Origin of the sequence: Prochlorococcus sp. (genome assembly GCF_965655815.1) — a bacterium.
Classification (GTDB): Bacteria; Cyanobacteriota; Cyanobacteriia; order PCC-6307; family Cyanobiaceae; genus Prochlorococcus_A; species Prochlorococcus_A pastoris.
Genome location: NZ_CBFHHZ010000005.1, coordinates 9,935 through 30,324, shown reverse-complemented (window position 1 = coordinate 30,324; position 20,390 = coordinate 9,935). Strand labels below are relative to the sequence as shown.

At 26.8% G+C, this 20,390-nt stretch carries 31 protein-coding genes; 20 read left to right on the top strand and 11 right to left on the bottom strand.

Annotation, left to right across the window (positions count from 1 at the left end; all coding sequences use genetic code 11):
• Nucleotides 1–5 precede the first annotated feature (5 nt).
• Complete coding sequence (gene psb29, locus ACTF45_RS07190) at nt 6–659, top strand: photosystem II biogenesis protein Psp29 (protein WP_438949661.1); 654 nt, start codon at nt 6–8, stop codon at nt 657–659.
• Nucleotides 660–813: 154 nt separating this feature from the next.
• On the opposite strand, the gene petN is transcribed toward psb29, so the two are convergent.
• A complete protein-coding gene (gene petN, locus ACTF45_RS07185) occupies nt 814–915 on the bottom strand; it encodes a cytochrome b6-f complex subunit PetN (protein ID WP_011376303.1) in 102 nt (33 codons plus the stop codon).
• A 133-nt stretch (nt 916–1,048) separates the two neighbouring features.
• On the opposite strand from petN, the gene ACTF45_RS07180 reads away from it, so the two are divergent.
• Nucleotides 1,049–1,327 (top strand): DUF2103 domain-containing protein, encoded by a 279-nt coding sequence (locus tag ACTF45_RS07180; RefSeq protein ID WP_011132373.1) that lies wholly within the window; start codon nt 1,049–1,051, stop codon nt 1,325–1,327.
• Between the two features lie 258 nt (nt 1,328–1,585).
• Here the strand turns inward: ACTF45_RS07180 and ACTF45_RS07175 are convergent, their stop codons facing one another.
• Entirely contained in the window at nt 1,586–1,855 is a 270-nt protein-coding gene (locus tag ACTF45_RS07175) for a hypothetical protein (RefSeq protein WP_288346812.1), read from the bottom strand.
• Nucleotides 1,856–1,990: 135 nt separating this feature from the next.
• Between ACTF45_RS07175 and ACTF45_RS07170 the strand changes: the two genes are divergently transcribed.
• The 3 genes from ACTF45_RS07170 to ACTF45_RS07160 all read left to right on the top strand — a co-directional run bounded on the left by ACTF45_RS07170 (nt 1,991) and on the right by ACTF45_RS07160 (nt 3,092).
• Nucleotides 1,991–2,428, top strand: a complete 438-nt coding sequence (locus ACTF45_RS07170; protein WP_288346814.1) for a hypothetical protein — start codon at nt 1,991–1,993, stop codon at nt 2,426–2,428.
• 88 nt (nt 2,429–2,516) lie between these two features.
• Nucleotides 2,517–2,693, top strand: a complete 177-nt coding sequence (locus ACTF45_RS07165; protein WP_288346816.1) for a hypothetical protein — start codon at nt 2,517–2,519, stop codon at nt 2,691–2,693.
• Between the two features lie 48 nt (nt 2,694–2,741).
• Nucleotides 2,742–3,092, top strand: coding sequence for an alpha-2-macroglobulin (locus tag ACTF45_RS07160; RefSeq protein ID WP_288346818.1), 351 nt, complete (start codon nt 2,742–2,744; stop codon nt 3,090–3,092).
• Between the two features lie 326 nt (nt 3,093–3,418).
• Here the strand turns inward: ACTF45_RS07160 and ACTF45_RS07155 are convergent, their stop codons facing one another.
• Entirely contained in the window at nt 3,419–3,604 is a 186-nt protein-coding gene (locus tag ACTF45_RS07155; RefSeq protein WP_438949660.1) for a hypothetical protein, read from the bottom strand.
• A gap of 141 nt (nt 3,605–3,745) precedes the next feature.
• Between ACTF45_RS07155 and ACTF45_RS07150 the strand changes: the two genes are divergently transcribed.
• Complete coding sequence (locus ACTF45_RS07150; protein ID WP_438949659.1) at nt 3,746–3,931, top strand: hypothetical protein; 186 nt, start codon at nt 3,746–3,748, stop codon at nt 3,929–3,931.
• A 29-nt stretch (nt 3,932–3,960) separates the two neighbouring features.
• Here ACTF45_RS07150 and ACTF45_RS07145 read toward each other — a convergent pair whose 3' ends face one another.
• On the bottom strand, nt 3,961–4,167 hold the full coding sequence (locus ACTF45_RS07145; protein ID WP_036930795.1) for a hypothetical protein: 207 nt from the start codon (nt 4,165–4,167) through the stop codon (nt 3,961–3,963).
• Nucleotides 4,168–4,303: 136 nt separating this feature from the next.
• Between ACTF45_RS07145 and ACTF45_RS07140 the strand changes: the two genes are divergently transcribed.
• Nucleotides 4,304–4,480, top strand: coding sequence for a hypothetical protein (locus ACTF45_RS07140; RefSeq protein WP_288347808.1), 177 nt, complete (start codon nt 4,304–4,306; stop codon nt 4,478–4,480).
• Nucleotides 4,481–4,544: 64 nt separating this feature from the next.
• Here ACTF45_RS07140 and ACTF45_RS07135 read toward each other — a convergent pair whose 3' ends face one another.
• Complete coding sequence (locus ACTF45_RS07135) at nt 4,545–4,748, bottom strand: hypothetical protein (protein ID WP_438949658.1); 204 nt, start codon at nt 4,746–4,748, stop codon at nt 4,545–4,547.
• Between the two features lie 236 nt (nt 4,749–4,984).
• Here ACTF45_RS07135 and ACTF45_RS07130 point away from each other — a divergent pair, with 236 nt between their 5' ends.
• From ACTF45_RS07130 to ACTF45_RS07090, 9 genes are all read left to right on the top strand, one after another.
• Nucleotides 4,985–5,350 (top strand): CopG family transcriptional regulator, encoded by a 366-nt coding sequence (locus ACTF45_RS07130; RefSeq protein WP_288347810.1) that lies wholly within the window; start codon nt 4,985–4,987, stop codon nt 5,348–5,350.
• Between the two features lie 143 nt (nt 5,351–5,493).
• The gene (locus ACTF45_RS07125) at nt 5,494–6,810 is read left to right on the top strand and encodes a DUF2130 domain-containing protein (RefSeq protein ID WP_438949657.1); all 1,317 of its coding nucleotides are present in this window, start codon (nt 5,494–5,496) and stop codon (nt 6,808–6,810) included.
• Nucleotides 6,811–6,905: 95 nt separating this feature from the next.
• Nucleotides 6,906–7,193 (top strand): translation initiation factor IF-2 N-terminal domain-containing protein, encoded by a 288-nt coding sequence (locus tag ACTF45_RS07120; protein WP_438949694.1) that lies wholly within the window; start codon nt 6,906–6,908, stop codon nt 7,191–7,193.
• Nucleotides 7,194–7,277: 84 nt separating this feature from the next.
• Complete coding sequence (locus tag ACTF45_RS07115) at nt 7,278–7,691, top strand: competence protein ComC (protein ID WP_288347813.1); 414 nt, start codon at nt 7,278–7,280, stop codon at nt 7,689–7,691.
• Nucleotides 7,692–7,727: 36 nt separating this feature from the next.
• Nucleotides 7,728–8,720 carry a ligase-associated DNA damage response exonuclease gene (locus tag ACTF45_RS07110; protein WP_288347814.1) on the top strand — a complete coding sequence of 331 codons (993 nt, stop codon included), beginning with the start codon at nt 7,728–7,730 and terminating at the stop codon, nt 8,718–8,720.
• The gene (locus tag ACTF45_RS07105) at nt 8,717–10,354 is read left to right on the top strand and encodes an ATP-dependent DNA ligase (protein ID WP_438949656.1); all 1,638 of its coding nucleotides are present in this window, start codon (nt 8,717–8,719) and stop codon (nt 10,352–10,354) included. The genes ACTF45_RS07110 and ACTF45_RS07105 overlap by 4 nt, the downstream gene beginning before the upstream one ends.
• Nucleotides 10,354–12,831: a ligase-associated DNA damage response DEXH box helicase gene (locus ACTF45_RS07100; protein ID WP_438949655.1), complete on the top strand. Its 2,478-nt coding sequence runs from the start codon at nt 10,354–10,356 to the stop codon at nt 12,829–12,831. Before ACTF45_RS07105 ends, ACTF45_RS07100 begins: the two co-directional genes overlap by 1 nt.
• On the top strand, nt 12,832–13,476 hold the full coding sequence (gene pdeM, locus ACTF45_RS07095; protein WP_438949654.1) for a ligase-associated DNA damage response endonuclease PdeM: 645 nt from the start codon (nt 12,832–12,834) through the stop codon (nt 13,474–13,476).
• A gap of 216 nt (nt 13,477–13,692) precedes the next feature.
• Entirely contained in the window at nt 13,693–14,001 is a 309-nt protein-coding gene (locus tag ACTF45_RS07090) for a hypothetical protein (RefSeq protein ID WP_288347820.1), read from the top strand.
• Nucleotides 14,002–14,188: 187 nt separating this feature from the next.
• Here the strand turns inward: ACTF45_RS07090 and ACTF45_RS07085 are convergent, their stop codons facing one another.
• From ACTF45_RS07085 to pstC, 4 genes are all read right to left on the bottom strand, one after another.
• Complete coding sequence (locus ACTF45_RS07085) at nt 14,189–14,338, bottom strand: hypothetical protein (RefSeq protein WP_011820175.1); 150 nt, start codon at nt 14,336–14,338, stop codon at nt 14,189–14,191.
• 391 nt (nt 14,339–14,729) lie between these two features.
• Nucleotides 14,730–15,539: a phosphate ABC transporter ATP-binding protein PstB gene (gene pstB, locus ACTF45_RS07080; RefSeq protein WP_288347829.1), complete on the bottom strand. Its 810-nt coding sequence runs from the start codon at nt 15,537–15,539 to the stop codon at nt 14,730–14,732.
• A 1-nt stretch (nt 15,540) separates the two neighbouring features.
• Nucleotides 15,541–16,434, bottom strand: a complete 894-nt coding sequence (pstA, locus tag ACTF45_RS07075; RefSeq protein WP_288347830.1) for a phosphate ABC transporter permease PstA — start codon at nt 16,432–16,434, stop codon at nt 15,541–15,543.
• A 6-nt stretch (nt 16,435–16,440) separates the two neighbouring features.
• A complete protein-coding gene (gene pstC, locus ACTF45_RS07070) occupies nt 16,441–17,388 on the bottom strand; it encodes a phosphate ABC transporter permease subunit PstC (RefSeq protein WP_288347832.1) in 948 nt (315 codons plus the stop codon).
• A 275-nt stretch (nt 17,389–17,663) separates the two neighbouring features.
• Here pstC and ACTF45_RS07065 point away from each other — a divergent pair, with 275 nt between their 5' ends.
• Nucleotides 17,664–17,897 (top strand): hypothetical protein, encoded by a 234-nt coding sequence (locus ACTF45_RS07065; RefSeq protein ID WP_288347833.1) that lies wholly within the window; start codon nt 17,664–17,666, stop codon nt 17,895–17,897.
• A 17-nt stretch (nt 17,898–17,914) separates the two neighbouring features.
• Here the strand turns inward: ACTF45_RS07065 and ACTF45_RS07060 are convergent, their stop codons facing one another.
• Nucleotides 17,915–18,253: a hypothetical protein gene (locus tag ACTF45_RS07060; RefSeq protein ID WP_288347835.1), complete on the bottom strand. Its 339-nt coding sequence runs from the start codon at nt 18,251–18,253 to the stop codon at nt 17,915–17,917.
• Between the two features lie 374 nt (nt 18,254–18,627).
• Between ACTF45_RS07060 and ACTF45_RS07055 the strand changes: the two genes are divergently transcribed.
• Nucleotides 18,628–18,882: a poly-A polymerase gene (locus ACTF45_RS07055; RefSeq protein ID WP_288347837.1), complete on the top strand. Its 255-nt coding sequence runs from the start codon at nt 18,628–18,630 to the stop codon at nt 18,880–18,882.
• Nucleotides 18,883–19,044: 162 nt separating this feature from the next.
• The gene (locus ACTF45_RS07050) at nt 19,045–19,245 is read left to right on the top strand and encodes a hypothetical protein (protein WP_438949653.1); all 201 of its coding nucleotides are present in this window, start codon (nt 19,045–19,047) and stop codon (nt 19,243–19,245) included.
• A gap of 7 nt (nt 19,246–19,252) precedes the next feature.
• Here ACTF45_RS07050 and ACTF45_RS07045 read toward each other — a convergent pair whose 3' ends face one another.
• Nucleotides 19,253–19,789 carry a helix-turn-helix domain-containing protein gene (locus tag ACTF45_RS07045; RefSeq protein WP_438949652.1) on the bottom strand — a complete coding sequence of 179 codons (537 nt, stop codon included), beginning with the start codon at nt 19,787–19,789 and terminating at the stop codon, nt 19,253–19,255.
• A gap of 195 nt (nt 19,790–19,984) precedes the next feature.
• On the opposite strand from ACTF45_RS07045, the gene ACTF45_RS07040 reads away from it, so the two are divergent.
• Nucleotides 19,985–20,390 (top strand): PhnD/SsuA/transferrin family substrate-binding protein (locus ACTF45_RS07040; protein ID WP_438949651.1); only part of this gene is annotated, 406 nt, incomplete at its 3' end.

Sequence of the window (20,390 nt, the reverse complement as noted above, 5' to 3'; positions counted from 1 at the left end):
CGATATTGACTCAACATACGCTATGGTTATTAAGGTTTACATATAAACAATTGAAAGAAAAATTGACTGTCTCGGATAGCAAAAAGTTATTTCATGAACAATTCCCTTACGTAATTCCAGGTTTATATAAAAGGATAGTTGATGAAATGCTTGTTGAACTAAATCTTTTAAATCACCAAAATGAATTTATACAAGATGATTTATTTTGTGTTGGTCTTACAGAAACATTCAAAGAATTAACGAAAGGTTATAAGCCCGAGGAACATTTAAGGGTACTTTTTGAATCATTATGTAATTCCTCAAATTTTGAACCTAAAAAAATAAAAGAAGCCTCCAAGAAAACTCTTGAAGGCTACAAAGATAAGTCCTTAAAAGAAATCTCTATTTTATTAAAACAAAAATCAGATACTAATCTATACTCTTCAAGGATATTGAATTTAGGTATTTACTTAATTATAGCTAATGCCACTGATTTTAAGGATATTAAGGATCCTGAAAAAAATAAAATCATTTCAGATATCATTAATAAATTAAATCTATCATTTAATAAAGCAGAAAAGGATATTGGAATTTATAAAAGCAGTATTATAAAAATGGAACAGGCTAAGGAACTACTTCAAGAAGCAAAAATAAAAAACAAGAAAGAAAAGAACAAATAGTTTTAAAATTAAAAATTATTTCTCTATTCTTCTTTTATCTTTCCAAGAAATATAAGAAATATAAATTACTGCTATAGTAATTAGACTTAGTAGAGCAAAAGATGCAAAAATAAGAATTTTGCTTAAATAATCCTCAAAGTTAAATGATGAAAAATCATATATCAATAGAACCGTCACCATTTCTGCCCCAAACAACCATAGCAATTGAAAAAGTAAAAATTGCTGCTAAAGCAGCCCAACCTATCTGAAAAATCATCATAATTTAATTAATAAATCCAATATAACAGAACTTCCAAAAAAAATATTTTAATCCAATCCTTTTCAAACAAAAATTTATTTCTCAGAAATGAATTCTATTAAATACAATGTATAAAAAGAGAGTAACCACCTTGGGAAGAGTTGTTTTAAACCATAGTACACACATAGAGGGTTTGATTCCAGTTCTTAAAAAACTTGCCTTAAATATAAGAATTAAAACTATAACCCCAGCAATAATATCAAGAGTAAGAGGGAGATCTACTAATTTAGTTATAAGAGTATCTGTAAAGACAATTAACGGTTATAAAGCAATTGCAAGAAGGGGTAAAACAGCTCAAGAAGTTTTTATTTCTACAGACTTAAGTAAAGATGAATTAAAAAAGCTTTTAGATTTTTGTAATTATGGTTAATCTTAAAATAAGATTTAAACTTTCTTAAAAATAAAAAAAAATTGATGAAGTTATTTTTCAATACCCTTTTCTTTTTTTTTATTTTATTTTTATTTGGGAATAGTGCTTATTCACTTTCTAATTATCAAATAAAAGAAATATGTCAAAATAAGTCAAAAAGATCTACTTGTATAAAAAAACTAAAATTAAAAAAATTAAATTTATTACAAGGGAATAAAATTGAAATTCCTGTAATACCTTTCAATAAATAAATCTATTTTATATTTCAAACTCTGACTCAAAAAGAGAAAAAGCTTTTTTGTAGTCAGCAATCAATTTGTCAGAATTATCATTGAATCCAGTTAATTCATAGTCATTTTTTAATTGATCATAAGAATAAACAACATCGTTAAAGGCGCTCATATATTCTTTTTGGATATCCTCATCGTCAATATCATAAATTTTAGCCAAAACTAATTCCACATTTTTTTTTGAAGTATATATTTTTTTTTCGAAATCTTTATTTAACTTTCTTCTTTTTTTAGGCATTATGAATTTATATATTTAAATTACAAATTTACAATAATCAAAATCATGTATAAATCAATTTAAAACTTAAAAAATAAAAATATAGTTTTCAAATCAAAATAAAACCACTATATTCCATATAAGACATTTGATGATATGGAGAAAAAAGAATCAAGAAAGGTACCAGGTATAAAAGATCCAACCTTTGAAAATAAAAAATTAAAAGCTTCAACAAATTCAAATAATAAAAAAGATAAATCTCTCCCTTGGTGGGTCGAATTATTATTTGTTCAAATTGGATTACCAGATAAATGGCTTATTAAAGTATTAAAGTCAAAGAAAAAATATACCGAGATTCTTAAAAATGAGAAAAAGTTAATAATTATATTTTTGTTCTTTTTAGCCGGTTTAACTTATATTTATCCACTAGTTAAATACTCTAAAAATAGATTAGATTGCGAGAATAATGCCCAAAATTATATTGTAAAAAATAAAAATCTAATTAATATAAAAAGAAACGAATTAAGAATGTTATCAACTAATTTTTGTAATGGGGGCGATGAAATATATGAAATCAAAAACCTGGAAGATTGATCTAATGATTTATTTCAATATAAAATTACTAACAACTTATGTAATTTTATAAATTTAATTTCAATTTCAATTATTAATTATTAATTTCATGACTAATGTTAGACAAAAAAAAGAAGATGTGAAGATGCATTTAAAGGATCTTAGAAAAGAATTAAAAAGAATACACCTTACCGTTACTGAAGAGTTATTATTACCACAACCAGATGAAGTAAAAACCCTAATGTATAAAATGGATCAATTGTTGAAAGTAATCGAAACAAAATAAACTATAATTCAGAAAATAAATACATACTTTCCAAAAAATTGAAATTGGATGAAAAATTCTATAAAGATTACTCAATTATTCTTACTTTTAATTTTTTTAACTTCTTGCAAATCAACAGCTAATAAACAGGAGTTGATAATAGATTCTGAAGAACAGGAGAGTCAGCAAACAAAGTTATCAAAAAGCAAAATGGAAGTAAGATATTCCTGTGGAGAAGAGGGCATTTCTGATTTCCTTAATGATGGATGGATTATTTCTAAAGAATATACAGAAGAAAAAATATGTACCTGGAAATCATTTCCTGCGACTAAAGATTGCGATATGGAAAAAGACAAAGGTTGTAAAATAACAATTCCGGATAAAATAGGTGAAGAAAAAGTTTATTTATTAGAAAAATAGTTAAAAATTATGCTGAATAAGAAAGAATATTTGTTAGAAGTCATATTTAACAAATTAAAAAAAAACTCCAAAAATATTAATTTAGAAAAGAAAGAATTTATTAAATTTATTAATTTGCTAATAAATGACAAATGATACTAAATAATTACAAATCAAAAATTTGTTACAATAGTATTATTAATAATTTTAAAGAGATATAAGTAAATGTATAACTTTTCAAGTTTAACCATAATACTTATAAGTGTTTTTGTTCTCAGTCTATATTTTTTATTTAAAATAACTTCTCAAGCAAAAGATTAAATTGATTTTTATTCAAAATTTAATCTTTAAATAATTGGGTCCTCTCTTAGTAATAAGATTGATTGATAATCAATACTCTCTTTTAACCACTCATTATATTCTTCAAAAATACATTTTTGATCCCTTTTTTCTAATAATTTAATTCTTTTCTCAGCATTATCAATTGCTAAATTTATGCAATATTTAATATCTCTAGAATCTTCTTCTTTCATAGAATAAATTTTATTTTAGCTTAATAAGTTATAACTACATTTTTGTATTAAATATGACAATAATAAGCATTCAATCAATAAAAGTATCAAACAATACTGAACTATTCTTAGTATATTTATAATAATATAATTTTCACAATTATGTCATACGAAGCTGGTAGTAAAGAATGTAGACATTTAATTGAGGCTAAAGAAAGTCTATTACTAGCGATGGAATCCTTAAGTAACATCAACTCAACGGATATCTTACAAATACAAATAAAAGAAATTTATAATAAATTAGAGTTGTTGCACGACAAAAGAAAAAAAATAGAATTCAGCTCTTAATCGTTCAGATAAAATTTAATATTTGAGAATTAGAAATTTTCAAATTCATTCTTGACTTTCTTTTTTCTTTTGTCAGACAACAGTTCATAAAGTGCATCTAGTTGAGCATGTACTTCTTTTGCTTCGCTTAGATCAGGTAATAAATCATCCCTTATAAGCATTTGATGCATCTCTCTAAGTTCTAACCTTATATATCTAAGGTGGGAACTAACTTCCTCTCTTTTAGATGCACTCATATCTACCAAACATTAATAAATATTATACAATATTGTATTTTTTTTATATTTTAATGAGTTATCTCAAACAAATAGAAATTAATTAAAACTTAAATTATTTATTAATTCGTTATTAGTTTGTTGTAAAATAGTTTTCATGAAAAAAAAATCATCAAAAAAGAATCCTAAAAAATTAAGAAAAGAGGCTAATAATGAATTAGGACAGACAAAAAATTCAGCCAAATTAATTTTATTTATATTTGGCATTGGTCCAATAATTGGAATTATAATATTTTTGTTTACTAAAGGATTTTTTAATTCTCCAAACATTTAATTAAAAACTATTAGTTAACTATTAAAAAAATAATTTACAATTTAAAAATTAGAAAATTTTTTAATTATTGAAATTTTTTAAGAGAATAAATTCTAAATTCTGCTATATTTCTTGCATTATCAAGATTTGAAATAACAAATGGGTGTTCAGATAAAATATCAATAACTTTATCAATTTTTTGAGCCGTATCATTACAATCAACTTTTTCCCACTCCTCATCAAAAGATATAGCAAAACTGTCTGCATTATTATAGGTTTTATCTTTCATAAAAAGTGGTTTAAAAATTAAAGGTCCTTGAAATAATTACTTAAAAAAATTGTTTAAAAATAATAATAATAAAGTAATCAAAAAAAAATCTAAGAAATGAACTATTTCATTATAATCCAGGACGATAATGTTATAGATTCCATAATAAACAGTTACTAGGTTATAAATATTTAATATTTTTATCGCCTGGAAATATTTGACAAAAGTGTTACAATTACGTCAAATACTTTATTCGTATGGAAAATCCAGTTAAAAGGATAGGTTATTTACCCAGGAAAAGAGTTCTGGAAATTATAGATCAAATATCTAAAAGTGAATCTATAAGCAGGTCAAAAGTTGTTGGAATACTTGTAGAAGAAGCATTGGATACTAGAGGTATAGCAAATTTTGGATATAGCAATTTGAGTAAAACTAAATCATTTAATTCTGAAACTTATACTAATAATCAACCCATTAAAAATATATCCGATTCAGAGGATGAGTTTGTTGATGATAGCGGATATACAATCTCCTCCCAAAAAACTTCAGATAGATCTATCTCAACAGCAGATATTGAACTAGCAAATAAAATCAATATCTTAAAAGAATCAGGTTTAATTTAGAAGGAGACGAATTATTTTATTTCTTATAATTAATTGATGCATAATATTCAATCTATGATTATTCTATATCCATAATTAAATTCCTTATAGATAAATAAAGTATCATGTCATTTTCTAAAAAAAAATTATTTTATTAGTAAAAAATGAAAGATATAAAATGTCCATCATGTGGAAAAACATTCAGAATAGATCCAAGCAGCTTTCAAGAAATACTTCTTCAAATTAAAGACGAGGAATTTAACAAGCAAATAGAGGAAAGACTTAAACTCGCTGAAGAAGATAAGAATAAAGGGATAGAAATTGCTAAACAAGAATTAAAAATAAAATTAATGGAAGACAGGCAAAAAAAAGATACGAAAATTCAAGACCTTGAGTCTAAGTTAAATATCGCTGAAGAAAAGAAATTAAATGAATTAAATGAACTAAAAAATAAAGCTACCAACAAAATCAATTTACTCAATAATGAAGTAATTAAATTAAAGGAGGATATTGAAAGGCAATCCGTTATTAGTGATTTATCGTCAAAGAATAAAGTAATTGAAGCTGTAAATAATTTAGAAAAAGAAAAAACTATATTAATAAACTCTATTGAAAAAATGAAATTAGAACAATCTATAAATGAGAGAGAAATTGAAGAAAAATTTAAGAACAAAATTACTGAGCGTGATTTAACGATTCAAGAACTAAGAGATATGAAATCTAAACTTTCAACAAAAATGGTTGGAGAAACATTAGAAATACATTGTGAGACTCAATTCAATCTAAATCGAGCTACTGCTTTTAAAAACTCATATTTTGAAAAAGATAATGATGCAAGTTCAGGAAGCAAAGGTGACTATATTTTCAGAGAGTTTGATGATAATAAAATTGAAATCGTCTCTATCATGTTTGAGATGAAAAACCAAAGTGCTGATGGTTTTAATAAACGAAAAAATGAAGATTTCTTTAAAGAATTAGATAAAGATAGAACTCAGAAATCATGCGAATATGCAGTATTGGTTTCATTGTTGGAACCAGAAAGTGAACTATATAATTCCGGAATTGTAGATGTATCTTATAAATATCCAAAGATGTTTGTAATAAGGCCACAATTCTTTCTGCCTATTATTTCTCTACTTAGAAATGCTTCTTTTGAAACTTTAAAGTATAAAACTGAAATAGATTTAATGAAAAGAGAGAATTATGATATAACAAATTTTGAAAGTACTCTTGATCAATTTAAAAATGCGGTAGGAAAAAATGTTTCATTAGCGCAGGATAGATTTAATGACGCAATTTCTGAAATTGATAAATCAATAAGTCATTTACAAAAAACGAAAGATGCATTACTGGTATCTAAAAAACATCTTTTATCTGCTGATAGTAAATCGCAAGATTTAACAGTTAAAAAGTTAACTAAAAATAATCCCACAATGAAGAGGAAATTTAATGATTTAAGAAATGACGAAGACTTAAAATAAATTCAATTCAACTACAGAAAGTTCATAAAAATTTCATATTTAATAATTTCTGAATTAATAAAGATATAATGCTTATATATATTTATGAAAAAATAATGGCTTCGAATACTCCTATTTATAGTATTGCAAAGGACCTTAATATTGATAGTAATAGAATTTTATTGGCTTGCAAATCAATAGGTATTAATGCGAAAGGAGCAACAAAACGATTAAATAAAGAAGAATTAGAAAAAGTAAAAAATTACTTTGAAACAGGTAAAAATGTTTCTGAAGAAATAGTTGAAATTAATCAAAAGAAAACTTCAATTAAAAGCAAAACAAAACAAAGTAAAAGAGAAACAAAAATAAGTTATTTCCCAAATAGACTTATTGCGAAATCTTAAATAAAACAAATTTTTTCCTTATTTTAATTATTTAAAACCACAGAATAAATATCTAATAAATTATTATAAGTAAAAATACTTAAAATGAAAATCACTGAGGCCTTAAAATCTCTTGAAAATTCTTGGTCAAGAGAAGAGATCCTATCAAAAATAAAGAATGGTGAAAATTCTGAAAAAATAGTAAATGACTTTTGCTCTTCTAAACAACAAGAAATTGAAACACTAACTAATTTTATTAATCCAGACGACAAAGTTCTATTAAGTGAAATAGAAGATTTATCAAATATAGAGTCAAAACTAATAAATAAAATTAAAAATTACAGCTTTAATAAAGTTGATTCATCAAAAAAAGAAATAGTTCAAAAACAAATTCCACAACCTGAAACAACAATATCATTTGATTTAGGGGTTTTCATGATGAAATGGAGTAATAAATTTGTTTTTATTTCTCTTTTAGCTATTTCAGCAATAGCATTAACTAAACAAGCGTGGGCATAATTAGCTAAATTAACATCATTAAAATAATTTAAATTCTTGAAAGAGGATAGTTCTTATTTAATTAAATACACAAGTAGTGGACTTTATTGTGAACTAGCAGATACCTGGATAGATCCAATTAAACCAGTAAAAAGAGCACTAATTACTCATGCCCATATGGATCATTTCACTTTTGGATGCGATGAATATATTTCAACCTATGAAACTGCTGCAATTATAAAAGAAAGAATAGGAAAAGAAATCAATATTAAAACTTACGATTATGAAAAAGAATTTAAAATTAACGGTATCAAAATTTCTTTTCATCCATCAGGTCATATTCTCGGTTCAAGTCAAATCAAATTTAGTCTCGCTGAAGAGATATGGTTAATCACTGGTGATTTTAAACGTCAAAAAGATGAAACTTGCAAAGAATATGAAATAGTAAAAACTGATTATTTGATAAGTGAATCAACTTTTGGCTTGCCAATTTTTAAGTGGGATGAACCTCAAAAGACGGCATCTGATATTACAAAATGGGTGAACTCATCCCAAGAAAAAACATCTATCTTATTTTGTTATTCGCTTGGAAAAGCACAAAGAATATTGAATGAAATTAGTAAAACAAATTTTATAAATAATATTTATACACACAGCAGTATTTATAGGATGAATAATTGTTATAAAAAATTAGGAATTGATATTATTGAAACAAAGAAATTAGAACAAACTAAAAATAATTATGATCTTAAAGGAAGTCTAATAATACTTCCACCCGCTTTAAATAAAAGTTCTTATTTAAAAAATTTTAAAGACATTCAAACTGGATTTGCAAGTGGCTGGATGTCAATTAGAGCACTCAGAAGGAGGTCTGGTTATGATAAAGGTTTTTCTATCTCAGACCATGCTGATTGGATAGCTATTTTAAATACAATAAAAGAATCTAAAGCTAAAAATGTTTTTTTTCATCATGGAGATAGTGAAGCTTTAAATAAATATTTAAAAGAAAAAAATTCGATAAATGTTCTTGAATTTGAATTTAAAAAATGAGCCTAAAAAAGTTTTCAGAATTATTTATAAATTTAGACTCTTGTAATAGCACAAATAAAAAGATTGGAATTTTACAAAACTATTTTTCTTCAAATGAGGCTTTAGAAAACTCATGGACAATATATTTACTTACAGGAAAAAACAATAAGCGATTTATAAGTGGACGATCCCTTAAAACTTTATTTTCAGAAATTTATGAATACCCTTTATGGTTAATTGATTCTTGTTATTTAAAAGTTGGAGATTCGGCAGAAGTTATATCCCTATTATTAAGGAATGCGATCAAAGAAAAAAATACAAAATATCAAGATGGTTCTTTGCATGAATTATTAAATAAATCTTTTCCAGAGTTATCCATTCTTAAAGAAGATGATAAGAAGTTAAGAGTAAAAGAAATTTGGGAAACTATTCCAAAAGAAAATCTTCTAGTTATAAATAAAATCTTAACTGGTACTTTTAGAGTTGGAGTCTCTATAGGATTGATAACAAAATCAATAGCCAAGCTAATAAATATAGATGAAGCAATAATTTCTCATAGATTAATGGGGGATTTTATTCCCTCTGAAGAATCATATAAATTATTAATAGATAAAAAAATAAATCCTTCAGAGTTAAATTACAAACCTTACCCCTTTCTTCTAGCTAATACTTTTGAAAAGAAAATTATAGATAAATCAACTAACGATTTTCAGTTTGAATGGAAATGGGATGGAATCAGAATTCAATTAATAAAAAGGTCAGGAAAAGTTTCAATATGGACAAGAGGTCAGGATTTAGTAAATAAATCTTTCCCTGAATTAGTAGAAAAAATCTCATCTATCAAAGATGACTTTGTAATAGATGGTGAATTATTAGTCTGGGATTTTAAGCAAAGTCTTCCTCTTAATTTCTCTTTGCTTCAAAAAAGAATTAATAGAAAGGCGCCATCAAGATCAATTCAAAAAAGTTTACCTATTATATTTATTGCCTATGATATTTTAGAAATAAATGGAGAAGATCAAAGAGACTCAAATTTAGAAATTAGAAGAAAAAGTTTAGAAAAACATTTATATAATTGGTTTAATGAAAGTAAAGAAGAATTATCTAATATTTTTAAAATAAGTGATTTAATATATCCAAAAAATTGGGAACAGGTAGAAACTTTTAAAAACAATTCTAGAGATAATAGAACAGAGGGATTAGTTATTAAAAATAAAAAATCAATCTACACCCCAGGAAGAAAGAAAGGACTTTGGTGGAAATATAAAGTTGATCCAATGCAACTTGATGCAGTCCTGATTTATGCCAAAGGCGGGAGTGGGATAAGAGCAGGTTTATATACTGACTATAGTTTTGCTCTTTGGAAAGATGGAGAATTAATCAAGTTTGCTAGTGCTTATTCTGGATTAAACAACACTGAAATTAAAGAGTTAGATAGATGGATCAGACAAAATACTATTGATAGATTTGGTCCTGTTAGATCAGTAAGACCAGAAATGGTCTTCGAAATTTCCTTTGAAAATATACAAATTTCAAAACGTCATAAATCAGGAATTGCTGTTAGATTTCCAAGAATAACTAAATGGAGGAAAGATAAGCTGATTAAAGATGCTGATACTTTAGAAAACGCTAAGAAATTAATGTTAAATAAATAATGGAAAGCATTATAAATAAAAATGAAATTAAGAATATAGAAAAATTTTTTTATAAAAATGGTTGGAAACCTCTGCCATATCAAATTGAATCATGGAAAGCATATTTGAATGGAGAAAATGGAATCATTCAGGTTCCTACAGGATGCGGTAAAACTTATGCAGCTTTAATGGGACCTCTTTCGAAATTAAAAGATTCCACAAAACCAACTGGATTAAGTATTTTACTAATAACTCCATTAAAAGCATTAAGTAGAGATTTAAAAAATGCAGTATATTTAGCCGCTCAATTTTTTAATCAAGAAATAACAGTTGGAATCCGAAATGGTGATACAAGCCCATATGAAAAGAAGAAGCAAATACTTAAACCTCCAAATATTTTAATAACGACTCCAGAATCACTTTCTCTCCTCTTATCTAATAAAGAATCTAAAAAAATATTTAGTAATACATTTTCAATAATTATTGATGAGTGGCACGAGTTAATGGGTAGTAAAAGAGGTAATCAATGTGAATTATCACTAAGTTGGCTGAGAGGCAATAAAAAAGATTTACAAATTTGGGGAATGTCTGCCACTATCGGTAATATTACAGAAGCGGCAAGAGCTATTGTTGGAATAAAAGGGGAACTACCAACAGTAATAAGTACTAATATTCAAAAAGAAATTGAAATACTTAGTGTTTTACCTGAAGAAGAAACAACTTTTCCATGGAGTGGACATTTAGGCATTAGGAGTTATTCTTTACTTCTCAAAGTATTAGATAAAAACAAAAGTACACTACTATTCACTAACACTAGGAATCAGTCTGAGAGATGGTATCAATGCTTAAGATTCTGTTTACCAGAAATGGAAGATAAGATTTCTTTACATCATGGGTCATTGGATAAAGATGAGAGAAAGATAGTTGAGGATGGGGTTAAAAACGGATCTATAAAATGGGTTGTTTGTACAAGCTCATTAGATTTAGGGATTGACTTTCAACCTGTTGATCAAATTGTACAAATTGGAAGTGCTAAGAACTTAGCTCGACTTATTCAAAGGGCAGGGAGAAGTGCTCATAGACCAGGAGGGAAGTCAAAAATAATTTTTATGCCCACTAACTCATTAGAATTACTCGAAATTAGTGCCATGAGAAGAATAATAAAAAGTGGAATATCTGAAAAAATTAAACTTCCTGAATTATCTTTTGATGTACTTCTTCAACATCTGGTTAGTTTGGCTTGTGGACCAGGTTTTAATCCCATTACTGAAAAAGAAAGAATTAAAGATTGCTGGAGTTATAGAAATTTAAATGATAAAGATTGGAATTGGTGTATTGATTTTTTGGAGTATGGAGGAAAATGTTTGAAAGCTTATCCAAAGTATAAAAAGATAGAAAGAGAAAAATTAAAAGGGGATGAACATAACTTCAAATATTTTGTAAAAGATAAATCTTTAATAAGGATGCATAAGTTTAATATTGGAACAATAACAAGCGATAAATTTATAAATGTAAAATATTTAAAAGGAAAATCATTAGGCAATTTAGAAGAAAACTTTGCCAGTAAATTAAAATCAGGTGATATTTTTTACTTCGCTGGCAAAATGCTCCAGTTTATAAAAATTAGAGATATGACTTTGTACGTAAAAAAATCTTCCAAAAAAAGTTCCTTAATTCCAGCATGGGTGGGAGGACAAATGGCTATCTCTGATCTTTTAAGTGATAAATTAAGAAGTGAAATAGATATTTGCAATAAATTAGAAAATGATGATCAATATATTAATAATGAATTAAATTCACTACTTCCAATTTTAAATAAACAGAAAGATCTTTCAGATATTCCACAAAGGAATCAACTCCTTATTGAAATCTATAAAGCTAAAGAATTAACAAGTCTTTTTGTTTTTACGCTTGATGGAAAATTTGTTAATGAAGGAATTGCCTTTCTTTGGGCATTAAGATTTGCCAATAAAAAGCAATCTACATTTAATATTTCTGCAAATGATTTTGGATTTAGCTTAACTACTACAGAAAATTATGACTTTTCAATTATTGAAAAAAATTTTTCATATTTTATAGAAAATAAAAATTTGGAAGAAGATTTAGAAAATGCTATAAATTTTTCAGAATTAACAAAAAGAAGATTTAAAAACATTGCTCAAATTAGTGGATTAGTTAACCAAAATAATCCCACCAAAACAAAAAGTTCATCTCAACTACAAATAAGTTCCAGTCTTTTTTATGATGTTTTTACTAGATATGAAGAAGACCATCTACTTATAAAACAGGCACATGAAGAAGTAAAAGAGTACCAGTTAGAAAATAAACGAATTACTAACTCTCTAGAGAGGTTATCTAATTTAGAAATAATATTAAATGAGACTAAAACTCCAAGTCCATTTGCCTTTCCTTTACTAGTTGAAAGACTTAAAAATACATTAAGCAATGAATCTATAGAAAAAAGAGTAGAAAAACTTATAAAAAAATATAATAGTTAAATGCAAAAAAAGTCTTTTTCAATAAGTTGGGGGAATTCGTCATTAGAAATGCTCCCTTCAAAAGCATTACTTTTGCCTCAAACAAATGAACTATTAATATGTGACGTTCATCTCGGTAAAGCAGAATATTTTCAGCAGAATGGGATTCCTCTTACAAATAATTCAGATGAACAAAATTTATTAAACATAAAAAAAATTGTAGAAAACTATAAACCTTACAGATTAATCATTTTAGGAGATTTATTTCATAGTAAATATTCAATAAGTGAATCTTTAAAAAGTAAAGTTGAAAATCTTTCAGAGTCATTAAATATTAAAATTGAACTAATAGTTGGCAATCATGATATCGGTTGCAAAGTCAAAAATATAAGCTTACTTGAATATAAAAGATCTAGTAATTTTATATTTAGTCACGAACCAATAGGAAAATTTGAAAATAACATTTTAAATATTTGCGGACACTATCATCCAAAAATATCTTTAAAAAATTCAAAAGATAAATTATCCTTTAAATGTTTTGCAATGGATGAAAAAAATAATACATTATACCTTCCTGCATTTGGAGATCTCACGGGAGGATATCCTTGTAAGGATGCATTTAGAAAATGGGCAATTATTTCTGAAAAAGAAATTATTGCACTATAGAATCTACAAAATTATTAAAAATAATAATCAAATTCATCCTTTGAGCGTACTAATTTATACATATAAATCTCATTATTATTTCTCATTTAATAGATTAAATTTAAAAATTAAAATTGTTAATGATAAAAATAAGCTCTCAAGAAAAGAATATTAATTTATTTACCCTTTCCTTAAGTTGATAATTACGTTATAAAAAAATAAACTTAACTTTTAATAATGAAAAAATTAATAACTATTCTTATATTTCAGGTTCTGTTGGTGCCATTCGGTGTGAATGCTAATGAAAACTTTTCTGTAGAGATTGAAGCCCTTACATTAGTAATGGAACAATATGAAAAAGATATTAATCTTGAACCAGAAACTGAACTAGAACTAAATAATAAAAAGCCTAGCTATATGGCTCTTAAACAAGATGAATGCAATGCTACTGTAAAAGTCACTGAGAAAACAGGCTTAGAAATTGTTGGGACTGAATCTTTCGATGTAAATGTTTGCAAGAAAGAAGTAAGTAAGGTTATAAATTAATTCCTTAAATATTTAGTAAAAGTTTATTCTTAAGTAATTTCAAATAAAAAGAGGTCTTTTACTTAAAGAAGGTAAGACCTCGAGACCTGACAGAAACTTTGGAACGGGTTCTGTTAATTAATTGATAACGAATTTTATATTGTACAGATGTAATAAAAAGTACAATTTAAAATTATTTATTAATCCCCTATTTATTTTTTTTAGATACTTTTTGCATTTCTTCTCTAGACATAAGAGCTTCTATTTGAGCTAAAACTTTATGCAGTTCTTCTGTCTTTGTTAGAGAAGCCTCAGCGACCTCTCTTAGTTTTTCCAATTGTTCTTGAGTTTTATTCATAGTTAATTAGTTAGAAATACATCACTTGAAATGATGGTTTTAAAACAAATTTTCACTCACACATAAACCTATCTTCACTCTGTTTTTTATAAAGTCAAATAAATCTCTATCTATTGATGTTATATGAGGACTTGCAGTTAAATCTTCTTTTATCATAATCACAATAAGATTAGAGATTAAAAAAGAGTTCGAAATTTATGATGTGAATACTGGTAGGCCTATAGTAGCTGTTGTTATTAATGCACCTGCAAAGATTAAAAAAGGAAGATAAGGAAAGTTTTTCAAATTTACTTTGGTAATTCGAAATAACTATATAGGTATTTATACTATTTGTCTAGTCCTAATTCCCTTAAATAGTTTAAATTCGTCTTTTATAGGTAAGAAATAAAAGTTATCCGAATTTCCCTGAGATATATTCTTGAGTAGTTTTTTCCTTAGGAGAACTAAAAATCTTCTTTGTAGAATCGAATTCCGCTAGATATCCAACCTTTCCTCCATCTCCTTCTTCGTATTCAACTGCATTAAAGAATGCAGTCATATCACTAACTCTTAGAGCCTGCTGCATATTGTGAGTCACAATTATTATTGTATAATTCTTCTTAAGTTCATGCATAGTCTCCTCTATTTTTAAAGTTGAAATAGGATCTAATGCTGAACAAGGTTCATCCATAAGTATTATTTCTGGTTCAATTGCAATGGTTCTTGCTATACATAGTCTTTGTTGTTGTCCTCCAGATAAGGAGTAACCACTATCATTTAATTTATCCTTACATTCACTCCATACAGCAGCTTTTCTTAGTGAACTTTCAACTAGTTCATCCATATCACCTACAAATCCATTAATTCTTGCTCCAAATGCAATATTTTCGTAGATAGATTTAGGAAAAGGATTAGGTTGTTGAAAAACCATTCCGATTCTTCTTCTAACTTCAACTGGATCTACTCTTTTGTCATAAATATTAGTTCCATCGAAGAGGACCGTCCCTCTCAATGAACAATTAGGAATTAAATCATTCATTCTATTTAAAGCTCTAAGAACTGTTGATTTTCCGCAACCAGAAGGGCCGATGAGTGAAGTTATATCTCCACTTTTAAAATTGCAAAAAACATTTCTTACGGCTTCAAAAGTACCATAACTAATAGAAACATCCTCAAGAGATAAAATTTTATTCTTTTGCGACTTTTTAGTATTTTTAATCATTTCATACCCTCTTGGTTTTCTCAGTAAAAGCGGCCAATATCCGTGAGAATATATTCACTGACAGTATTGTTATAACAAGAATAAAAGAAGCTGCCCAAGCTAGTTTATTCTGCGCATCATAAGGTTCAAGGGCAAAATTGTATATCAGCACCGCTAAAGAGCCCATTTCATAGAACAAATCTCCAAATCCCGTTATGTAGTAATAAGAGAATAAAGCAGTAAAAATTAATGGTGCCGTTTCGCCTGCTGCTCTTGCGATTCCAAGCACAACACCAGTAGCAATAGATCTAAATGCTGAAGGTAAAGTTATTTTTAATATTGTTGTATACATACTTGCTCCTATGCCTAGAGAAGCATACCTTAATTCATTTGGTACTAACTTTAAACCTTCATCAGTAGTTTTTATAACTGTAGGCAACATCAATATTGAAAGAGCCATACCACCTGCTAAACCACTGTACATACTGCCAAATAAAATTTTTGTTGAAACGATTAAGGCATAAATAAATACACCTGCAATTATTGAAGGAACACCAGCTAAAACATTAACTCCGAATCGAATAAATTTTGAAAAAGCCCCCCCTTTTGAATATTCAGCTAGATAAATACCTCCGCCTACCCCTACTGGTATGGCGATAATTGAAGCAATAGTTGTAATTATTAGTGTCCCAATTAATGCAGGATTAATTCCCCCTGCATCTAAATCATCTCCAGGAGGATTTGGTTCTAAAGTAAATAGATCAAAATTTATCTGAGCTCCCCCTTTAATAAAAATATAAGTAACTACAAAAATCAAAGGAAGTATTGCAATGAGTGCGCAAAAAACTGATAAAGAAGTGAAGAATTTATCTCCTACATTTCTTGATAGTTTTTTTTCGTAATAAAGAGAATTCATAATTATCTAATATTTAAGACTAAACTTCTTAACTAACCATTGAGCAAAAATATTGACCACTAAAGAAAGTATCATAAGTACAAAAGCTGCATAAAAAAGTGATGAGACCTGACTTCCATCTGCTTCTCCAAATTGATTTGCAAGCATAGAGGAGATGGTATATCCAGGTGATAATAGTGACCAACTAAATGAATTGGAATTTCCAATAATCATTGTGACAGCCATAGTTTCTCCCATAGCTCTGCCTAAAGCCAAAAGAATACCTGCCATAATTCCTGATAATGCAGCAGGCAAAATTACCGAAAATATAGTTTTCCATCTACTTGCACCAATTCCATAGGCTGCATTCCTAAGCTTTTTGGGAACTTGATTAAGAGAATCTCTTGCAATAGATGTCACTATTGGCAAAAGCATTACCACTAAAATTATTATCGCTAGAAGTGAATTCCGACCTGCAGGCTCCGAACTGAATAAAGGAATCCAACCAAAGAAATTATGTAAAAAGGCAAAAAAGTCTCTAAGGAAAGGTTCCATAACAAATATTGCCCATAATCCCAAGACAACAGATGGTATAGCTGCTAGTAATTCAACAAATGAACCTACTATTTCTCTGACAAATTTCGGAACAAAATCCTCTGTAATAAATATCGCAGTTCCAATGCCTAAAGGGATAGTAATCAATAATGAAAGAAGAGAAGTAACTAATGTCCCATATATTGCAGTAAAAGCTCCATATTCATCTCTTACTGGATTCCATTCAGAAGTTACAAGAAAATTCAGGCCATACCTTGAGAATGATTCAAATGACTGAATAAAGACTACTAAAATAATTCCAAATAGTACTATTGATACAAGACTAGACATGGCTAGGGTTGTATTTTTAAATATGATATCTATATTTTTTTCAATCCCGTATCTTTTACGATTCTTGAAAAGAATTAATTTCTCTTCCATTAAATAACGGTATTTTTACAAACTTACTATTAAATTTTGCAAAAGACTTTAAGAAGGGTTAAAGGTATATAAAAGTTATGAAAAGAAAACATCTTTATATTTATTTTTTAAAGAAAATTTTCAATAATTTTACTTAACCATGCATGAATATAATCTCAAAAATGGAAACTGAGGGGATAACAATATACATTTATCATTTAAGTTCATAACTTTCCTTTTCTGTATGTGGAGTCTAGTTAATTAGTAGAATATAATAAGCTTAGAATTTAAAAAAAATGTCTGATAAAAAGAAAGATACAAAACAAGATTTTAAAAATAATAAAGATATGCTTGCTTACGGTGTGATACAACTAGGATCAGCAGTTGTATCAGCTGTTGCCTTAGTAGCTATTGCAATTAGCTTTTGCCCATTAAAAAAAGAATCAAAATTCTTTAATGAATGTGTTGAAGAAATGAAAGAGACTGGTTCGCCAACAGCTGATGCGGTTCGTTTCTGTACTGGTGGTTAGCGTTATATCGCTTAAAACTAATTTAACTTGTAATTAGTCTTGATTGTTTTAACTATCGATTTTTTTGGATCTTTATTTGGATAACAATTAACAATTCTATATTTGCCCCCTTTTCTATCAGTTTCAACGAGAGTAAATTGAACAAATTTTTCTTTTTCAGTACTCGAATAATCCTTGATTTCTACTTTGATTATTTCTTCATTCTTACTTTCAATTAATCTTGATTTACCTCCACAAACAAGAACTGCAGTTTCTTTAGTTACAGAAAATAATGTATTTTCATCAGTAATGGATAGTTCCTCTTTAGTACTACAAGAAGAAATTAAAAGGATAGTAAGAATTAATAGCTTTTTCATAGTTTTTTTAGAGGATAAATCCTCTTGTAATTGCTTTTAAGTGTCTTTTATTAAGTTGGGTAAGATAACTCTGAATTTCTTTTCTGTACAATCTATCTTCAAATTTTTTACTTTCAAGAAGTAAAAAAGTAATAAAGTCAATAAGTTGTTTTTACTCATTTTTATTTTATAGGTCTCTATTGTTAACCCTTAATTAAATTTTGATTAAATAAGCTATTACCGATAAAAAAATATTCCATTTAGAAATTTAAAAAATATTTTTAAACAAATTTATTTTTTGCTTAATTACTTCTTAATCTAAGGAAAATAAAATAATCATGTGATATTTATTTTGACGCCTTAAATATTGAAAACAGTAGCTGTACAAATAAAAAATGATTTTTAAAAATTCATCTTCCCCATATAGTGATAATCAAGAAATAAAGACCAAATCTGTTAATTTTTCTTATAAAGAAAATTTTAAAAGTGAACAAAAATCTTTTTTGAATGACTCGGAATTTATTGAAAATTATAATAATGCGCTCAAATCACCTCAATCAAGAAGACTATATAAAACATTAGAGAATGACATTCATTCAGAATCGATTAAAGCTCAAGAAATTTTGCCATTAGATAAAATTTCTATTTAAGATTAAATACTGACAAAAAACGGAAAATATTTAATTATTTTCCTAATAAAGAACCGCAAGATTCAATAAAAAAAATATAAATTAAATAATTAAAAGATTTTTTTGGAGTGATGGACTTGCATTTTAAGAAAAAAAGGGAATATAAAGAAATTATTAATTCCAATGGAATCTATTAAAATCCCAAAAAGAATTATTAAGAAACAGCTTAAAATTTTTAATAAAGCAATTAATGAAATTGCAGAAATGAAATTTGTAAATATTGAAGAAAAAGAAGAAAAAGAAGAAAAATTAGACGCGCTTGTTTTTTTGAAGAATCAAATACTGAGGAAGGCGGAGAAGTTAGAAATAAGTCTGTTTAATTAAGATTTGGTTAATTATCTTTAAAAGGAATTAAAATCCCTTTTTTTTCTAATTTAAGCCAACCATTTTTTTCTAGATTTTTTAAACCTCTTGTAATAGTTACTCTTGTTGTAGAAATTGAATAGCCTATGAGTTTCTGAGTAAAATTATATTTTTTTAAATTTAGATAAATATGATTATCTTTTTTTAAGCCAATTATTGAAGATAAATATAAAAGAAATTCTTTGAGCTTTTCTTCTGATTTGTTAATTTCTCTTATTGTCAAAAGTTTTTCCAATTGATCAATTCTTTCTAAGCTTTTTATTAATAAATCTTTAGATGAAAAATATACCCCTTTTTCAATAGTATTAATTTCGCAATTTGTTAAAGCAATTAATTTAATATTTTTAAAATTACTAAATGCCAAATTTATTACACACTCTTCTTTTATTATCCCAACTATAAATTTCTTTTTTCTAATTTTAGCTTCCAGAATTAATATTCCTGATTTAACTGCCAGAATAGTATTTTCTTCAAGATCAATATTTTGTTTTTCAGGAATTATCATATTTTTTTAAAGTAAATATTTACCATAAATTTCTAAAGTTAAAAATAAATTAAAGAATATTTAATGAGCTAGGCATATTTGATTAAAACTTGAGAATCTAAAAGTTAAATAATTAATAAACAGACCTTAAACTACTTTTGTTTTTAAATTAATCTTTATCAAACATGGTGAATATTGAAAACATAAATTATTTCAATGAAGAATGTTTTAAAGATAGTTTTAGGATTATCAATCATCAGTGCAAGTATTTCAAGCTGCGGAAATAAATCAAATGAATACATTGCAGATTTAGATTTATCTGATTGTAATCCAAATAATACTGTTGATAAAAAATATTGCGATAGAGATGGCGATTATCTAGCAGATCTACCCCTTTCCGAAGATGAGTGGATAGATCCAGAAACCATTGTGTTCTCATATACTCCAGTTGAAGATCCATCGGTTTATGCAAAAGTTTGGGAAGATTTTGTAAACCATATGTCAAAGGTAACTGGTAAAAAAGTTACTTTCTTACCAGTTCAATCTTATGCTGCTCAGGTTGAAGCTATGAGGTCTGGACGTCTTCACGTAGCAGGAATTAATACTGGAAGTAATACTGTAG

Bases quoted from the DNA above. Each gene is read 5' to 3' on its own strand.
- ACTF45_RS07045 (WP_438949652.1), bottom strand. From the start codon at position 19,789: ATGATAATTCCTGAAAAACAAAATATTGATCTTGAAGAAAATACTATT.
- ACTF45_RS07135 (WP_438949658.1), bottom strand. From the start codon at position 4,748: ATGAAAGATAAAACCTATAATAATGCAGACAGTTTTGCTATATCTTTT.
- ACTF45_RS07130 (WP_288347810.1), top strand. From the start codon at position 4,985: ATGGAAAATCCAGTTAAAAGGATAGGTTATTTACCCAGGAAAAGAGTT.
- ACTF45_RS07050 (WP_438949653.1), top strand. From the start codon at position 19,045: ATGGAATCTATTAAAATCCCAAAAAGAATTATTAAGAAACAGCTTAAA.
- ACTF45_RS07105 (WP_438949656.1), top strand. From the start codon at position 8,717: ATGAGCCTAAAAAAGTTTTCAGAATTATTTATAAATTTAGACTCTTGT.
- ACTF45_RS07065 (WP_288347833.1), top strand. From the start codon at position 17,664: ATGTCTGATAAAAAGAAAGATACAAAACAAGATTTTAAAAATAATAAA.
- pstA (WP_288347830.1), bottom strand. From the start codon at position 16,434: ATGAATTCTCTTTATTACGAAAAAAAACTATCAAGAAATGTAGGAGAT.
- ACTF45_RS07060 (WP_288347835.1), bottom strand. From the start codon at position 18,253: ATGAAAAAGCTATTAATTCTTACTATCCTTTTAATTTCTTCTTGTAGT.
- ACTF45_RS07125 (WP_438949657.1), top strand. From the start codon at position 5,494: ATGAAAGATATAAAATGTCCATCATGTGGAAAAACATTCAGAATAGAT.
- ACTF45_RS07160 (WP_288346818.1), top strand. From the start codon at position 2,742: ATGAAAAATTCTATAAAGATTACTCAATTATTCTTACTTTTAATTTTT.
- pstB (WP_288347829.1), bottom strand. From the start codon at position 15,539: ATGATTAAAAATACTAAAAAGTCGCAAAAGAATAAAATTTTATCTCTT.
- ACTF45_RS07165 (WP_288346816.1), top strand. From the start codon at position 2,517: ATGACTAATGTTAGACAAAAAAAAGAAGATGTGAAGATGCATTTAAAG.
- ACTF45_RS07120 (WP_438949694.1), top strand. From the start codon at position 6,906: ATGGCTTCGAATACTCCTATTTATAGTATTGCAAAGGACCTTAATATT.
- pstC (WP_288347832.1), bottom strand. From the start codon at position 17,388: ATGGAAGAGAAATTAATTCTTTTCAAGAATCGTAAAAGATACGGGATT.
- ACTF45_RS07090 (WP_288347820.1), top strand. From the start codon at position 13,693: ATGAAAAAATTAATAACTATTCTTATATTTCAGGTTCTGTTGGTGCCA.
- pdeM (WP_438949654.1), top strand. From the start codon at position 12,832: ATGCAAAAAAAGTCTTTTTCAATAAGTTGGGGGAATTCGTCATTAGAA.
- petN (WP_011376303.1), bottom strand. From the start codon at position 915: ATGATTTTTCAGATAGGTTGGGCTGCTTTAGCAGCAATTTTTACTTTT.
- ACTF45_RS07175 (WP_288346812.1), bottom strand. From the start codon at position 1,855: ATGCCTAAAAAAAGAAGAAAGTTAAATAAAGATTTCGAAAAAAAAATA.
- ACTF45_RS07145 (WP_036930795.1), bottom strand. From the start codon at position 4,167: ATGAGTGCATCTAAAAGAGAGGAAGTTAGTTCCCACCTTAGATATATA.
- ACTF45_RS07115 (WP_288347813.1), top strand. From the start codon at position 7,278: ATGAAAATCACTGAGGCCTTAAAATCTCTTGAAAATTCTTGGTCAAGA.
- ACTF45_RS07170 (WP_288346814.1), top strand. From the start codon at position 1,991: ATGGAGAAAAAAGAATCAAGAAAGGTACCAGGTATAAAAGATCCAACC.
- ACTF45_RS07085 (WP_011820175.1), bottom strand. From the start codon at position 14,338: ATGAATAAAACTCAAGAACAATTGGAAAAACTAAGAGAGGTCGCTGAG.
- ACTF45_RS07155 (WP_438949660.1), bottom strand. From the start codon at position 3,604: ATGAAAGAAGAAGATTCTAGAGATATTAAATATTGCATAAATTTAGCA.
- ACTF45_RS07055 (WP_288347837.1), top strand. From the start codon at position 18,628: ATGATTTTTAAAAATTCATCTTCCCCATATAGTGATAATCAAGAAATA.
- ACTF45_RS07100 (WP_438949655.1), top strand. From the start codon at position 10,354: ATGGAAAGCATTATAAATAAAAATGAAATTAAGAATATAGAAAAATTT.
- ACTF45_RS07140 (WP_288347808.1), top strand. From the start codon at position 4,304: ATGAAAAAAAAATCATCAAAAAAGAATCCTAAAAAATTAAGAAAAGAG.
- ACTF45_RS07150 (WP_438949659.1), top strand. From the start codon at position 3,746: ATGTCATACGAAGCTGGTAGTAAAGAATGTAGACATTTAATTGAGGCT.